The organism is Paenibacillus sp. 01T47 (assembly GCF_056398245.1).
The window spans coordinates 146,433-161,016 of the sequence record NZ_JBFTPA010000017.1; the positions used below are offsets into that span (position 1 = coordinate 146,433).

Here is a 14,584-nt window from a genome sequence, read left to right on the forward strand (position 1 = left end):
ATGGGCAAAAAATTTGGACTCTCGATGAGAGGCCGCCACATCTTTGAGGGATACTCGTTCATTTCCATATGGGTTGTCGGTTTCTTACTGTTCATGGTCATTCCGCTTGGCAAATCACTTTATTACTCGCTTAACAATTTGGAGGTTACGAAGGCAGGGCTAAAGGCATCTTACACGGGCTTGACCCATTACCGGGCCGCCTTTACGACAGACATCGATTTTGTGCCGCTGCTGCAAGCTACGCTGACAACGATGCTGACGCAGGTACCGCTTATTCTGATCTTTGCGATGTTCAGCGCATTGCTGCTTAATCGTCCGTTTCGCGGTCGTACGTTGTTCCGCGGCATATTTTTTCTGCCGGTTATTATCGCTTCCGGTGCCATCTTGAGGGAGCTGCTGGAGCAGGGTGCTGCTCAGCTCCCGATCTTCTATCAATATGATCTTTACAGCAAGCTAAATGCATTTATACCGGACAGCATCTTGGACCCGCTGCTTCAATATGCAGATTCTTTAACCCTCGTCATGTGGGATTCGGGCGTGCAAATATTGATTTTCATCGCGGGTTTGCAGACAATCTCGCCAGCGTTATATGAAGCAGCTAAATGTGATGGCGCAACAAAATGGGAAAGCTTCTGGAAGATTACGTTTCCGATGATTATGCCGATGCTGTTCGTCAACACGCTTTACAGCGTCGTCAACTCGTTCACCAAAACAGATAACCAAATTATGAATCACATTATGAACAATGTGTTCAAAACGAATAATTACGCTTATGGCTCGGCAATGGGCTGGATTTACTTTATTGTGATTTCGGTTGTGCTAGCGGTTGTATTCTTTATCTTCCGCAAAAGCTTGTCAGCAACCGAAGGTAGGGGGTAGATGGCATGAATTCACCTAGCATGACCGAAAAATATGCCGACCTTCAAGGCAAAGCGGAAGAGGTCTGGAAGATTACTTGGATAAAGCGTGGACGCGGCGTAATCGGAACGTTTTTCTATTATGTCGTTATTCTCAGCTTGGCGTTTGTTTTCGTTTATCCGCTGCTTTATATGGTATCAAAATCGCTGATGCGGCCGGAGGATGTGGCGGATGCTACGATTCAGTGGATTCCGAAGCAGTTTAATCTAACGAATTATTCGATCGCGATGGAGGAAATTAACTTCTGGCCGGGACTGCTGAACAGCTCCATCATTTCATTTGGCAGCGCGATGCTTCAAGTCGTAAGCTGTTCAATTGTAGGATATGGCTTTGCGCGTTACCGATTTCCCGGTCAAGCGTTGTTTCTGGCGATGGTTGTATTTACATTTCTTGTGCCGCCGCAGACGATCGTTGTGCCGTTGTTTACCTTTTTCCTCGACTTGGGCTGGGTAAATACGCATCTGCCGTTCGTTGTGCCTGCGCTGCTTGGACACGGACTGAAAGGCTCATTGTTCGTCCTTATCTTTATTCAATTTTACCGAACGCTGCCGAATGTGCTGGAGGAAGCGGCAAGAATCGATGGCGCGGGTGCGTTCCGGACGTACTGGATGATTATGTTCCCGCTCGCGAAACCTGCCATGCTGGTTGTCTTCTTGTTCTCGGTCGTGTGGCACTGGAATGACCTGTTTGAGCCGAATATGTATTTACTCGTTCCAGAGTATTTCAATCTGGCGCAAAATATGGCTTTCTTCAACGGCAATGCGAATCTGGATCTTCAGCAGGCATCCAGCTCGGTATCCTCAGGTACGCTCGGCATGGCGCCGACGCTGCAAAACCAAGTTATGGCTGGGGTTATGCTAACGATCCTGCCGGTGCTTATTTTGTATATGTTCACGCAGCGTTATTTCGTCGAGAGCGTCGAGCGTTCCGGTATCGCAGGTGAATAGTAGGAGAGATGCAGCTTGATTGACATACGTCTGAAGAAGCTGGCTGCCATATTGCTGCTGGTATTGGTGGCAGCTGTTATCTGGATTGTCTTCAGCCAGCGGCAGGAGCCTAATATAAAGGAAACAGCCCAGCGAGATGAGCAGCAGGCTTATCAAAATTGTTTGCTGCTGCGCTACACTTTCGATCATACGGAGAAGTCGGAGCTGAGCGCTTCACCGAATGAATTGCTGGACGCATCAGGTCATGATAATACTGGGACGCTGAGCGGCGGCGTGCTGCAGAAAGAGGCCAAGTTCGGAAGCAGCTTGCAGCTGGACGGGTCAAGCACCTATGCGGAGATGCCTACGGCAATTTTGAATGGTTTGGATGAGCTGACAATATCCGCATGGGTTAATATTAACGATCTGCGGACGTGGCAGCGTATCTTCGATTTCGGCAATGGAGTGGATCGTTATTTGTTTCTTACCCCGATGTCAGAAACAGGCAAGATGAAGCTTGCGATCAAGAATGGCGGCGGGGAGCAAATGATCAGCACCGAAACGGAGTTTCCGGCGGACAGCTGGACGCATGTTGCCTTCACTTGGTCTGGCAGCACGGGCATTCTTTATTTGAATGGGCATGAAATTGCCCGCAATGATGATCTATCGATCAAGCCGAGTGATATGGCGGGTACAACAGGCAACTATATCGGAAAATCGCAGTTTGACGTCGACCCGTATTTATCCGGCCAAGTAGACGAGGTGCGGATTTATAGCGAAGCTCTATCCGCTGATGAAATTGCTGATCAACTGACTGAAGGGATGAACGATCAGGATACCGTTGCTTTTGCGGTAGAGTGGTTATCTCTTCCAAGCAGCAGCCGTGTTATGGAATCTTTAGAGCTGCCGCGCATTGGACCGGGTGGCACAAGCATTGTCTGGTCCTCTGATCATGAAGAAACAGTTGCCCCAGATGGCACAGTTACTAGACCGGCAAGCGGACATGGAGATGTTGAAGCAACGTTAACGGCAATGGTCAACAAAGGAAAAGCAGCGGGGGAGAAAAAAATACCGCTTCGCATATGGGAGGAAGGGGCAGCGGATAACGCGATTTCCATTCAAGCGGATCAGACGGGCGCTCTTGTAAGTGATACCTTATATGGGATTTTCTTTGAGGATATCAATTTTGCTGGTGATGGCGGCGTGTATGCAGAATTGATTGAGAATCGCTCCTTCGAATTCGGCGATTCATTCTGGAACTGGGCGGTAAGAAAAGCTGGATCTGGAGACGGAGCAGTAGAAGTTGCGGATAAAGCGCCGCTGAACGCAAACAATCCACATTATTTATCGATGCAGGTGAGGGCTCCAGCTCTAGAAGATGAGTTTGCAATCGTAAATAGTGGTTTTGGCGGAATGGCTTTGCAGCAAGGTGAGAAATATGATTTCTCGATGTATGCAAAAAGCAGCAACCATGCAGCGCTTAAGCTTACTGCTTATCTAGAAGACGATAGCGGCAAAAGGCTTGGCGAAACGACAATCACAGCCGAGAAAATGGGAACGGATTGGACGAAGCTGAAGGGGACAATAACAGCTTCTGAAACAGCTCTAAACGCTAAATTAGTGCTGGGTGCGAGTGGTAACGGTCAGATCGACGTTGATATGATCTCGTTATTCCCGCAATCCACATGGAAGAATAGGCCAGGCGGCTTGCGTGCAGACCTTGTCCGCATGCTGGCTGATTTGAAGCCGTCATTCGTAAGGTTCCCCGGAGGCAGCATCGTAGGCGGAGATGGGATAGGCAATCGCTACAATTGGAAGGACTCGATTGGAGAGCCGTCCGAACGAAAGCAAAATACGAATATGTGGGGCGGCGGCGGCTTAACGACACCTTATTATCAAAGCTACGGGCTTGGCTTCCATGAGTATTTCCAGCTAAGCGAGGATCTTGGAGCAGAACCGCTGCCTGTCGTAAATGCAGGAATGGGCGATCAATTCCGTCAGTCAGACGTAGCGCAAATAGAGGAGCTTGCTTCTTATATCCAAGATGCGCTTGATCTGATCGAATATGCAAATGGTTCTGCAACGAGCAAATGGGGAGCGAAGCGGGCGAAGAATGGACACCCTGAGCCGTTTGGGCTTCATTACCTTGCGATTGGCAACGAGCATTGGGGTACGGACTATTTTATAAGATACGAAATGTTTGCAGCTGCAATTAAAGAGAAGTATCCAACTATTAAACTTATTGCGTCTGCGGGTCCTTCGCCTTCTGGTCCTATATTTGATGATGCTTGGCGGTGGCAGAAGGATAAGCCAACAGATATCGTCGATGAGCATTATTATATGAATCCTGATTGGTTTATAGCGAATTCGAATCGTTATGATACGTATGATCGGAACGGGCCGAAAGTGTTCGTAGGCGAATATGCAGCACATAACGGCAAACGCAGCAACAGCTTCGGTTCAGCGCTGGCTGAAGCGGCGTTCATGGTCGGGTTGGAGCGGAATTCTGATGTTGTAGCTATGGCTTCCTATGCACCATTGTTCGGTAAGGAAGGGTATACACAGTGGTCGCCGGATTTAATCTGGTTCAATAATGCTGAAGTATATGGGACTCCGAACTATTATGTGCAGCAAATGTTCAGCAATCATCTTGCGAGCTCGGTACTGCCAGCTTCAATTAACATGCGCAGCGGCGAATCGTACGAGGCGGGACGCGGCGGTAAACAAGGAGAGGAGCCGTTTTATTTCATAGCGGGCAGAGATGAGAAGACAGATGAGATCATTCTGAAAATCGTAAATGCCAATGACTATACAGTGAATGCGTCTATTGAAATAAAGGGGAAAACGATAGCCCCGCAAGGAACGAAGCTGTCGCTCCAAGCGGATATGGTTGTGGAGAATTCGTTTGCGGAGCCTGAAGCCGTGCTGCCTAAGGAGCAGGCTGTTGATGGGTTGTCTAACATATTTACGCTGGAGCTTGCGAAACAATCCATTACGATCTTTAGGCTGAAAAGTTTACCGTAAAAGGGGATGGAGAGCTAGCAGCTCGCGCCGCTAGCTCTTATTCGTTCCTTTCATAATAAAGCTTAAAGACGATGTCTTGATTGTAATTGCCAAACCCAGAGCCGAATAACGTAACGCCGCCGACATTTTCGGCGTCCTTCTCGACTGCTATGCGGAATTTCCATTGCTTGCTTAATATGTTGACATCATCAAGGGTAACATCGGATATTTGCTGACCGTCGATGAAGGTTCCGGCTTGCGTAATCTTCAGCACCTTCAACAGGCCGTATTGATTAATTTCATCCCACCACCAATCGGGGGTATACTTTCCTCGTTTACCGCCGAAGTCGCCAGGACTCGTCCAAAGGCCGATTTTGGTGTCATTTAAGTAAAAGGAAATATCCGAAGGCCAATTGTCATTGGCAAAAGGAGCCTCGGAGGAAATTTCAAAAGATATTTCGAGCTCAGTAGGCTTCTCGCTTTTCAATAAGAAGTTGGCTGTTTTGTATTCAATAAAGCCGCTGCTAAACCAAAGGATTCTGGCATTGATACGATCAGGATCGAGAAAAAAACGCGGCTCATCGAACATGCCAATGACTTTAGCAGTCGTAGCGAGGCCGCAGGTAGGCTCCACTTCAAAGTCGGTGTAGTGACCGATGGAAATGATGGATTCATGATAAGTGCGAAGCGCTGGGCGCCGTGTTGACGGGAAATCTATCTCAATGCTATCCGTGATAAGTTTGCACATTTTTTTGGTTCCGCCGCTGCTGGAAACCATCTCGGAGCTGATTAAACCGGCTTTTTCGAGCTTCTTCACATGCATCGTCATAATGGGGCTGCTCAGCTCGAGCGCTTGTGCGAGATCCTTGATGTTCATCTCCTGCAGAGCAAGCAGTTGTATGATTTTAAGCCTTACATCGCTGGCTAATGCTTCATAGATGGGTAAATGAGTATCTGAAATATCAATTTTCATACGTTCACTCCGCTCAATTTTTTAACATTGGATTTGCCTTACAGCTTGTGATTGAAAATATGAAGTCGAATTCGTTAATGAAAATGTTATTCTGATATATCTTATCTATTTTATATGCAAAGAGAAACCTTGACAATTTATATTTAGACCACTGCAACCCTTCGTATTTATAGTAATGAATCGATGAAGTTATTTTATAAAAATAGAAATATTAGCTGGAGGACTGAGAGAAACATGAGCACACAAGCATCTGAACAGTCGCAGAAGCAGCTGCGAAATCCGTTAATAGAGCAACGAGCAGATCCGTGGGTAGTGAAGCATACAGACGGGTATTATTATTTCACAGGTTCTGTGCCTGAGTATGATCGGATTGAGCTGCGAAGAGCACAAACGCTGGAAGGACTTACCGATGCTGAGCAGATTGTGGTATGGGAAAAACACGATTCGGGACCAATGAGCCACAATATTTGGGCACCTGAGCTGCATTTTATCGCTGGAAAATGGTATGTATATTTCGCTGCCGCAAGGGCAGATGCGCCATTCAGGCATCGCATGTATGTTATTGAAAATGATTCAGCTAACCCGCTTGAGGGCGAGTGGACGGAGAGGGGCCAGATCATTACGGATTGGGATTCTTTCTCGCTTGATGCGACAAGCTTCCTGCATAATGACGAGCAATATTTAGTATGGGCGCAGCAAGACCCAGCCATTCAAGGCAATACAAATTTGTATATCGCTTCGATGAGCAATCCTTGGACGCTGAAGAGCAAGCAGGTATTGATTACGAAGCCGGAGCTCGACTGGGAAGTCATTGGTTTCATGGTAAATGAGGGAGCGGCTGTTCTGAAGCGGGGCGGGAAAATATTTATGACCTACTCCGGCAGCGCCACCAATCATAACTATGCGATGGGTTTATTGACTGCTGAGGAGAACAGTGATCTGCTTGATCCGCTCTCATGGGTGAAGACGCAGACGCCAGTGTTTACAAGCTGCCCGGAAAATAGTCAGTATGGGCCAGGGCACAATAGCTTCACCGTGTCTGAGGATGGTGAACAGGATATTTTGATCTATCATGCTCGCAGCTACAAGGATATTGAAGGCGATCCGTTATTTGATCCTAATCGTCACGCCCGCGCCAAGATATTTACGTGGAACGCTGATGGAACCCCTGATTTCGGGAAGCCGCCGGCTGATAATTTGTAGTGAATAGGCAAGAGCCGCCTGTAAAAGGGCGGCTTTTGTTTATTAATTGATAATAAAAAAGCTGCAAGGATGGCAGAGTGCCATCCTTGCAGCTTTTATAAAATTATACAGCTTGCAAACCAGCTTGGTTAAGCATGTTCCATGGCTTGTTGTAATGCGGTTGGAAGAAGAAATCGACGTAGCTTAATTCCTCCATCGTCATTCCGTTTTGGATGCAAACCGACAACGTATTAATCGACTGGGTAAGATCAACCTTCGATAACACCTGTGCGCCAACGATTCTGCCGCTATCCGCTTCATATACGACCTTTAAAGTCACTTGCTCAAAGGTAGGCATGAACTCAAGTCGGTAGCTATCAATGATTGTGACATTTTTCACATTCATTCCCGCAGCAAGTGCGCCTGTTTCCGTTAAACCAGTCGATGCAATGTTATAATCGTAAATTTTTATACCCGACGTGCCTTGTGTTCCAAGATATCTGACCGTTGGTTTCATCAGGTTTTTGGCAACGAGCGTTCCCATGCGGACAGCGTTTGTGGCTAAAGGAATATAGGCGTTTTGCCCTGTTGGATTATAGTGGATGGCACAGCTGTCGCCAGCAGCAAATACATCAGCTTTGCTCGTTCTCATATAATCATCCACAATAATTGCGCCGTTTGGAAGCATGTCAACTTGCCCTTTCAGCAGCTCAGTGTTAGGACGGAAGCCGATACAAAGCACGACGAGATCTGCTTCATATTCTCCAGCTGTCGTGATGACCGTCGTTACATGACCCTCGCTGCCCTTGAACGAAGTAACCGTCTGGCCAGTTGCGATAGTTATCCCTTTATCAATCAACGCCTGCTCTGTAATATCTGTAAATTCACGATCCAAGTATTTATATAAAATGCGTTCCATATTGTCGATTAAGGTTACCTGTTTGCCAAGCTGTTCAAATGCTTCTACGAGCTCGATACCGATGTAGCCAGCTCCGATAACTGCAATGCGGTTCGCTGTTTTTGCTTTCTCGATAATTTCTTTCGAATGGTTGTAGTTTTTGCAAAGAACGATATTTTCAAGCGCGATGCCGTCCATCTGTGGAATAATCGGCCACGAGCCTGTTGTAACGACGAGCTTATCGTAGCTTTCAGTAAATTCGTCGCCAGTTACAAGATTGCGGACCTGAATTTGTTTGGCATCCGTATCTACTGCAAGCACATCATGTCGCATATGCGTCTTCACGCCAAGCTCAGCGAGCTGCTCGGGCGAAGCATAAAATAACTGCTCAGCATTTTTAACTACACCGCCAACATGCAGTGCGATGCCGCACGATAGAAACGAGATATTGTCATTCCGTTCATAAACGGTAATGTTGGCCTCCGGGTAAAGTGCAGCCATTTGTTTAATTGCAGCAGTTCCTGCATGTGTACAGCCAATCACAGCAATGTTCATCGTCATAAAAAACGCCTCCTATGGGATGTGTAGAGGGTAGTCTGCTATGGCAGCCGCCCCTACAACGTGAATTAATTCACAATATACTATACAGTGTGAAAAGATTCACAACCTTTGATTGCTTTTATCATATTCGCTTTTGAGAAAATTGACAAGGGGTGTTCAAGCTGTTTTTACAGTATTGATTAAATTTTCAGATTATTTGACACGTTTTGTCCACAACTTCCACAGTAACCATTTATCCATACGATTGGATGATAATAAACTAGAGCAGGGGTTGTGAATCATCAGAGTAGCAAATCTGTTTTTATTCGTTTATGGCAATTGGGCTATCAAATGTTCAGGATGGAGCAGCTTTGTGTAGGGGCTTGTTATGTAGGTATTAAACCAAAAGGCATGGAAAACTTTAAAGCCAGCGTTGAATGCGCCATCCAGCTCATTAGAACCGCCATCGCCTACAAATACTGCATTTTCGGGTAATACGCCTAACCTATCACAGGCTAATTGATATATACGTATGTCTGGTTTGGCTAAGCCAACTTCATACGAGAAAATGACATCATCAAAGTAGGGAGCAAGCTGGCTAGCTTTCCACTGGCGAATTTCTTCTTCTGTACAATTGCTAATAAGCCCTATTTTTATGTGCTTGCTTTGCAGCTCTTTCAGCATGGCAAGAACAGCTGGCTGAATCGTTAAAAATGGAGCCTGTTTTTCATCGATTCTTGTTCGATACAAGTGCTCCACTATTTGTTCGTTGTAAGGTAAATTCTGCTTCTCCAAAATGTCTCTCATCACTTCAATGAAGTTAACATATTGTCCGGTCATTCTTGCTTCTTGCCGTTTGCGCCATTCTTTCTTGAAATCGCCATGATTCATGCCGAGAAGTGCAGCATCGTCCGTGGATCTATTGATGGTGCGCTTGCCATCCGTAAATTCAGTTATCAACGTTTCAAATAAATCGAAAAAGACAGCTTTAGTGTTCAGAGGGATCAGCTCCATTTTTCAGATTTTCTAAAAAATCCTGCCGTTGTTCCGTTGACTATTATTTCGTGAAGCTGCTGTATTTTTCCTCTTGATGGAGGTAAGTGGTTTGGATTTTCATTTTGCTTCGATTTGCTTTAAACTCTTTAGGTAAAAGGGCACGCTAAGGAGGTATTCGAAATGAAAGCAGCATACGAGGATAAGGTTGTACTCATAACAGGCGCTGGGGCTGGTATTGGACGAGCGCTTGCACTAGCTTATGCGGAACAAGGAGCACTGCCTGTATTAGTGGATAAAAACGAAGAAGGACTGGAGCAGACTGGCTTGCTGCTGCAAGAGGCAGGTTATGATTCTTTATCTCTTTCTGCCGATATGAGCGAGCCTGATGCCATTATTAAAATGCTGCGTGATTTGGAAACAATTGTCGGGAGATTAGACATCGTCATAAACAACGCGGGGTTTGGCATATGGAAGTCGCCATACGACCTATCCATTGATGAATGGGATAGCGTTGTGAATACGAACCTGCGCGGGACGTTTGTCTGCTCGCGTGAGGCTGCCAAGTTGATGCGGACAACCGGCGGTGGAGCTATCGTAAACATTTCTTCTACGAGAGCAATGATGTCAGAACCGAATTCAGAAGCCTATGCGGCATCCAAAGGCGGGATCCTATCGCTAACCCACGCGATGGCGGTTTCGCTCGGCCCAGATCATATTACGGTTAACGCAATATGTCCAGGTTGGATCGAAACGGGTGATTACAGCAAGCTGCGCCCAGAGGATCATGAGCAGCATCCGTCTAAGCGGGTAGGCAAACCGGAGGATATTGCACGGGCATGCCTATATTTAACAGACCCTCAAAATGATTTTGTAACCGGAACCCACATCACAATTGATGGCGGTATGACTAGAAAAATGATTTATGAGGAGTAATTTGACGGGGGATGTAGAGCGAGTGTAATGGCATAAGGGCGGAGGTGTTGGGGCAGATCTCGTAGTGTGTCAGCGCCATATGGAGTATATTTGTTTAATAAAAAGAGGCAGTCTCAAAAGCAGTTTATCTGCTTTTGAGACTGCCATTGCTTTATTTAAAGCAGTGATTATCATAAAACAGCCTGACTATGAGGGAGCGAAAATAAGCCTATTTTCTAGATCTATTTTGGTTAAAAGTACATGTTTGATGAAAATAGGACTATATTTTAGTCTTATATTTGCTGAAATGACTCTTAACGTGCTAGATCGAAGGTGATGAGCGAAATAAGACTATTTTCTAGATCTATTTTGGTAAAAAGGGCATGTTTTATGAAAATAGCTCTATATTTTAGTCTTATTTTCGCTGAAATGCTTCCTATTGAGCTTTATCGTGGGTGATGAGAGAAAATAAGGCTATTTTCTAGTTCTATTTTGGTGAGAAGGGCACGTTTGATGAAAATAGGACTATATTTTAGTCTTATTTTGCTGAATAGGCTCCTATCGTGCTTTATCGTGAGTGATGAGCGAAAATAAGACTATTTTCTAGATCTATTTTGGTGAGAAGGGCACGTTGGATGAAAATAGGCCTATATTTTAGTCTTATTTTTGCTGGATTGACTCTTAACGTGCTACATCGAGGGTGAAGAGAGAAAATAAGCCTATTTTCTAGATCAATTTTTACAAAGGTGCGAAGTCCATGCTTATGTGTGAAACCCCATCTTTAACTGTTACGCCTGCGCCCCGAGACTCCTCGATAAACAGCTGGATGCATCATTGGTGATCTAGACCTAGTGTAACCTGATATGGAGCCATGAATAAATACTCCTCTCTAGTATGGTTTAGGCAGCTTCTGCGAGATGAGTATTTACTTCATGGCTTACTTTTTATGAAATCCTTCATATTACACAGGACTCAACTTCCAAACGCTTCGTGGATAGAAAGGTGACCTATTTTAGACTAGTGGTTGCCAGAAAGAGCACAAAAGGACAGATGCGTTAATACGGTAATGAATTGTCCGAGAAGCTTTTTACCTTCTAGGATAACGCATGTATTGAATACTTTTTTATGCTAATGAATCAACCAGGGTTTACGCCATCAGCTAACACGAACAAGCTTCCATCTTTGGGCGCCGTTTCCGAGATCATCCCAGATTTGAACGTTTGAACCGTTGGCTGTGCCAGAAGCAGCGACATCCAGCGCCCTATTGCTGAGTGAGTGGATAAGCTTGAAGTAACCGCTCCCGGTATCGATGATCTTCCAATGCAGGTTATCTGAGTTCGCATAATCCCAGATTTGAACATTGGTGCCGTTTGCTGTTCCTGCCCCGCTGACATCAAGCGCTTTGCCGCTGTTCGTGTTAATAAGCTTATATGCTCCGCCCCCGACATGAGTAATTTGCCAGAGCTGATTTGCCTGATTCGCACCCTCCGTCCAAATTTGCACATTGGAGCCATTCGTTGTTCCCCAAGCATCCACCTCAAGCGCTTTGCCGCTATTTGTATTGATAAGCTTGTATACACCGCCTGAAACGACACCATTGTAAACATCGTTGCGAGTAAACTCAACCCGGTCAATATCGACCCATTGGCTCGTTTGGCTGTTTGATGTGAAAAAGCCTATGGTTGCTTGCCCGTTTACAACTGCGATGTTCGAGAGTGTAACCGGCGTCCAAGCTGTGGTTACGGGGCAATTGGTTTGACGCGACGTTCCGCCAAAATCTTTTACTTCCATTACGCAAGAATTCTGCCCGCCGCTGCTCCGCATATACGCACGCAGCGTATAGCTGCCATTATCAAGACCGCTAATTGTTTGGCCAACATAAGCCGATGCAGGTCCGCTCGTTCCGGCTAGTCCGATAAAATAATTGCCCTGGGCGGCGGGTACACCGACACCATCGTTTGTGCCATGTACTTTAATTCGAGCGGGGTAATCGTCGCCAAATGTCGTCCAGCCGCTTACGTTTGCCGTTTCAAAACTCCAATTTGTTACTAGATTTGTGTTCGATGGTGTAACTGCATGACCAAATCGAATATACACTCCGCTGCTTGGATAGTCTGCACTCGTCGCTGCAAGGACGTGAGTAGAATCTATGGGCAGCAAGGCATTCCAATTGGAGCTGGTCGAGTCGCTTACTGGGAAAATATTAGTCCGATATTGCCAAGTTGCACCATTGTCTGCGCTAATCATCGTGTACATGGAGGAGAAAGCGTCGCCGGTATTCGTACTGTCATTGTCCGTTTGAAAAGAAGCAAGCAAGCGGCCATCTCCAAGCTTAACAACAAAAGGCGCACCAGCTTTTTTTCCGGCTTTGGAAGGAACATAAAGGGTTTGACGAGGAACGTTCCAGTTATAACCATCCGACGATATTTTATATTTTATAACAAAAGGATGACCTGCGACGTCGGTCGCTTCCAACACTAGGATGTATTGGCCATTAGCCATTTGGGTAATAACTGGCATTCCATCTCTAGAGCCTGCGGCAACACCGTCGCTGACAATTATTTCGCCGCTCCAGCCGTTACCGGTCCATGTTTTCATAATAAGCTTCTGAAGGCCTGTATTGCCTACAGTGGCAGGACTATCATCCGCATAATATACAGCTATTGTATTGCCAAGCATTTGAAGATGTGGTTCCCATAATCCTTTGAACGAGTTTGCTGTCGCAGAGCCGATTTGGCCGTTCGTTAAATCTGACCAGGTGCTGCCGCCATCGGTACTTTTTTTGGTTTTTAGGTAAGTGTTATAAATCGAACCCGATTGCACAACAAGGCGGTACGATAGCCAAATCTCGCCATTCGGCAACTGAAGCATTTGGCCATTACCTACATTACCGCTGGAATCAGCTGCAGCTTGTATGGCAGGAGACCAGGTATGACCGCCGTCCGTGCTGCGAGAAAGCATGACTCTTGTATTGCCCCCGCCTGCATTCGTATCGAAAGAGGCTAAAATATCGTTATTGCTCAGCTTTAGCAGCCGTGGATACCATACTCCGCCATTTTGAGGGGTGAATACGGTTGCGGTATTTGAGGGCCAAGCTAATCCAGGAGCTGCAAAAGCTTGAAAACCAGGGAGCAGAATACTGATTATAAGAAGCAAGCCAATCCATAAAGCGGTTATTCTAACCTTGCTTTGGACAAACATGTGAAACCATCTCCTCTTATTGTTTTGTAAGCGCTTCAAAATGGATTATAGAATATATTAGTATTTAAATATATACTAAAGTTAGTATATCCTGTGCTTTAAAAACGCTGGAATGATAGAAGTTGAATGAAAATGTAGAAGTATTCGTTTGAAAATGGGGTTATAGACTGATTTTTAAGGTGAAGCATTAGTTGAAAGAACATAATTTCTTATTTTTTATACTAAATAGAGTATTTAAAAGTATAACAATATAATCTAGAATGAGTTCATCAAGGAAGCGCTTGCAAAAAAAGGGAGGCGTCAAACGAAATGAATAGAAAATTATCCGCGAAGCTTGGACTTGTAATGCTATTATGCTTTGGAATGCTGCTATCGGCTTGTTCATCAGGTGGAAATGGCAACAGCTCTGCTACAAATGGAAACACGGGGAATAAAGGTGATGCAGCAACAAACGCACCGCAAGAAAAAGTAAAGATTTCGTTTATGGGTCATGGCAGTCCGCAGGAGAAAGATATATTTACGAAGCTGATCAAATCGTACGAAACGAAATATCCGAACGTAAAGGTAGAGTACACAAGCGTGCCGCCTGCTGAATACAACCAGAAGCTGTCTACGCTGGTTGCATCGGGCAAAACACCGGACGTATTCTATGTATCAGGCCCGCAGTTTTACAAGTTTGCCGAAGCAGGCACGATTCAAAGTCTACAGCCGTTTCTAGATACGACAGAGCTGTTCCAAGCCGATAACGTATGGAAGCAAGCGCTTGATCGATATCGTTTTGATGGCAAGCAGCTGGGGCAAGGGGATTTGTACGGATTGCCGAAGGACGTAGGTCCATGGGCAATGGCCTACAACAAAACGATGTTTACTGAAGCTGGGCTTGAATTGCCGCCGGCAGAGGTTGGCAAATGGACATGGGACAACTGGTTAGATGCAGCGAAGAAGCTGACGAAGGATGAGAATGGCGATGGCAAAGTCGACATTTATGGCGGAGCCAACTTTACGCTGGAAGGCGCGGTATGGGCAAGCGGAGGC

At 45.7% G+C, this 14,584-nt stretch carries 10 protein-coding genes; 6 read left to right on the forward strand and 4 right to left on the reverse strand.

All coding sequences use genetic code 11. The features are described 5' to 3' along the window. Genes AC1DOV_RS26580 through AC1DOV_RS26590 form a run of 3 tightly spaced genes read left to right on the forward strand, consistent with a single transcriptional unit; the run spans nucleotide 1 to nucleotide 4,868 of the window. A complete protein-coding gene (locus AC1DOV_RS26580; RefSeq protein ID WP_076267167.1) occupies nucleotides 1-879 on the forward strand; it encodes a carbohydrate ABC transporter permease in 879 nt (292 codons plus the stop codon). Between the two features lie 5 nt (nucleotides 880-884). Beyond that, nucleotides 885-1,865 (forward strand): carbohydrate ABC transporter permease, encoded by a 981-nt coding sequence (locus AC1DOV_RS26585; RefSeq protein WP_441958946.1) that lies wholly within the window; start codon nucleotides 885-887, stop codon nucleotides 1,863-1,865. A gap of 15 nt (nucleotides 1,866-1,880) precedes the next feature. Then, nucleotides 1,881-4,868: a LamG-like jellyroll fold domain-containing protein gene (locus tag AC1DOV_RS26590; protein WP_477551445.1), complete on the forward strand. Its 2,988-nt coding sequence runs from the start codon at nucleotides 1,881-1,883 to the stop codon at nucleotides 4,866-4,868. Between the two features lie 37 nt (nucleotides 4,869-4,905). Here the strand turns inward: AC1DOV_RS26590 and AC1DOV_RS26595 are convergent, their stop codons facing one another. Then, a complete protein-coding gene (locus AC1DOV_RS26595) occupies nucleotides 4,906-5,820 on the reverse strand; it encodes an ArsR/SmtB family transcription factor (protein ID WP_441882668.1) in 915 nt (304 codons plus the stop codon). A gap of 234 nt (nucleotides 5,821-6,054) precedes the next feature. Here AC1DOV_RS26595 and AC1DOV_RS26600 point away from each other — a divergent pair, with 234 nt between their 5' ends. Beyond that, nucleotides 6,055-7,023: a glycoside hydrolase family 43 protein gene (locus AC1DOV_RS26600; RefSeq protein WP_477510411.1), complete on the forward strand. Its 969-nt coding sequence runs from the start codon at nucleotides 6,055-6,057 to the stop codon at nucleotides 7,021-7,023. A gap of 103 nt (nucleotides 7,024-7,126) precedes the next feature. Here AC1DOV_RS26600 and AC1DOV_RS26605 read toward each other — a convergent pair whose 3' ends face one another. Then, nucleotides 7,127-8,455 (reverse strand): FAD-dependent oxidoreductase, encoded by a 1,329-nt coding sequence (locus AC1DOV_RS26605; RefSeq protein ID WP_477551453.1) that lies wholly within the window; start codon nucleotides 8,453-8,455, stop codon nucleotides 7,127-7,129. Nucleotides 8,456-8,770: 315 nt separating this feature from the next. Next, entirely contained in the window at nucleotides 8,771-9,454 is a 684-nt protein-coding gene (locus AC1DOV_RS26610; protein ID WP_477510412.1) for an HAD family hydrolase, read from the reverse strand. A 162-nt stretch (nucleotides 9,455-9,616) separates the two neighbouring features. Here AC1DOV_RS26610 and AC1DOV_RS26615 point away from each other — a divergent pair, with 162 nt between their 5' ends. Continuing rightward, on the forward strand, nucleotides 9,617-10,369 hold the full coding sequence (locus AC1DOV_RS26615; RefSeq protein ID WP_441882661.1) for an SDR family NAD(P)-dependent oxidoreductase: 753 nt from the start codon (nucleotides 9,617-9,619) through the stop codon (nucleotides 10,367-10,369). Between the two features lie 1,134 nt (nucleotides 10,370-11,503). Here the strand turns inward: AC1DOV_RS26615 and AC1DOV_RS26620 are convergent. Beyond that, the gene (locus tag AC1DOV_RS26620; protein WP_441882659.1) at nucleotides 11,504-13,549 is read right to left on the reverse strand and encodes an RICIN domain-containing protein; all 2,046 of its coding nucleotides are present in this window, start codon (nucleotides 13,547-13,549) and stop codon (nucleotides 11,504-11,506) included. Between the two features lie 309 nt (nucleotides 13,550-13,858). Between AC1DOV_RS26620 and AC1DOV_RS26625 the strand changes: the two genes are divergently transcribed. Continuing rightward, on the forward strand, nucleotides 13,859-14,584 hold a 726-nt coding region (locus AC1DOV_RS26625), incomplete at its 3' end, for an ABC transporter substrate-binding protein (RefSeq protein WP_477551446.1).

Excerpts from the sequence above, each read along its gene's own strand:
- AC1DOV_RS26580 (WP_076267167.1), top strand. The coding sequence starts at position 1 with ATGGGCAAAAAATTTGGACTCTCGATGAGAGGCCGCCACATCTTTGAG.
- AC1DOV_RS26585 (WP_441958946.1), top strand. The coding sequence starts at position 885 with ATGAATTCACCTAGCATGACCGAAAAATATGCCGACCTTCAAGGCAAA.
- AC1DOV_RS26595 (WP_441882668.1), bottom strand. The coding sequence starts at position 5,820 with ATGAAAATTGATATTTCAGATACTCATTTACCCATCTATGAAGCATTA.
- AC1DOV_RS26600 (WP_477510411.1), top strand. The coding sequence starts at position 6,055 with ATGAGCACACAAGCATCTGAACAGTCGCAGAAGCAGCTGCGAAATCCG.
- AC1DOV_RS26605 (WP_477551453.1), bottom strand. The coding sequence starts at position 8,455 with ATGAACATTGCTGTGATTGGCTGTACACATGCAGGAACTGCTGCAATT.
- AC1DOV_RS26610 (WP_477510412.1), bottom strand. The coding sequence starts at position 9,454 with ATGGAGCTGATCCCTCTGAACACTAAAGCTGTCTTTTTCGATTTATTT.
- AC1DOV_RS26615 (WP_441882661.1), top strand. The coding sequence starts at position 9,617 with ATGAAAGCAGCATACGAGGATAAGGTTGTACTCATAACAGGCGCTGGG.
- AC1DOV_RS26620 (WP_441882659.1), bottom strand. The coding sequence starts at position 13,549 with ATGTTTGTCCAAAGCAAGGTTAGAATAACCGCTTTATGGATTGGCTTG.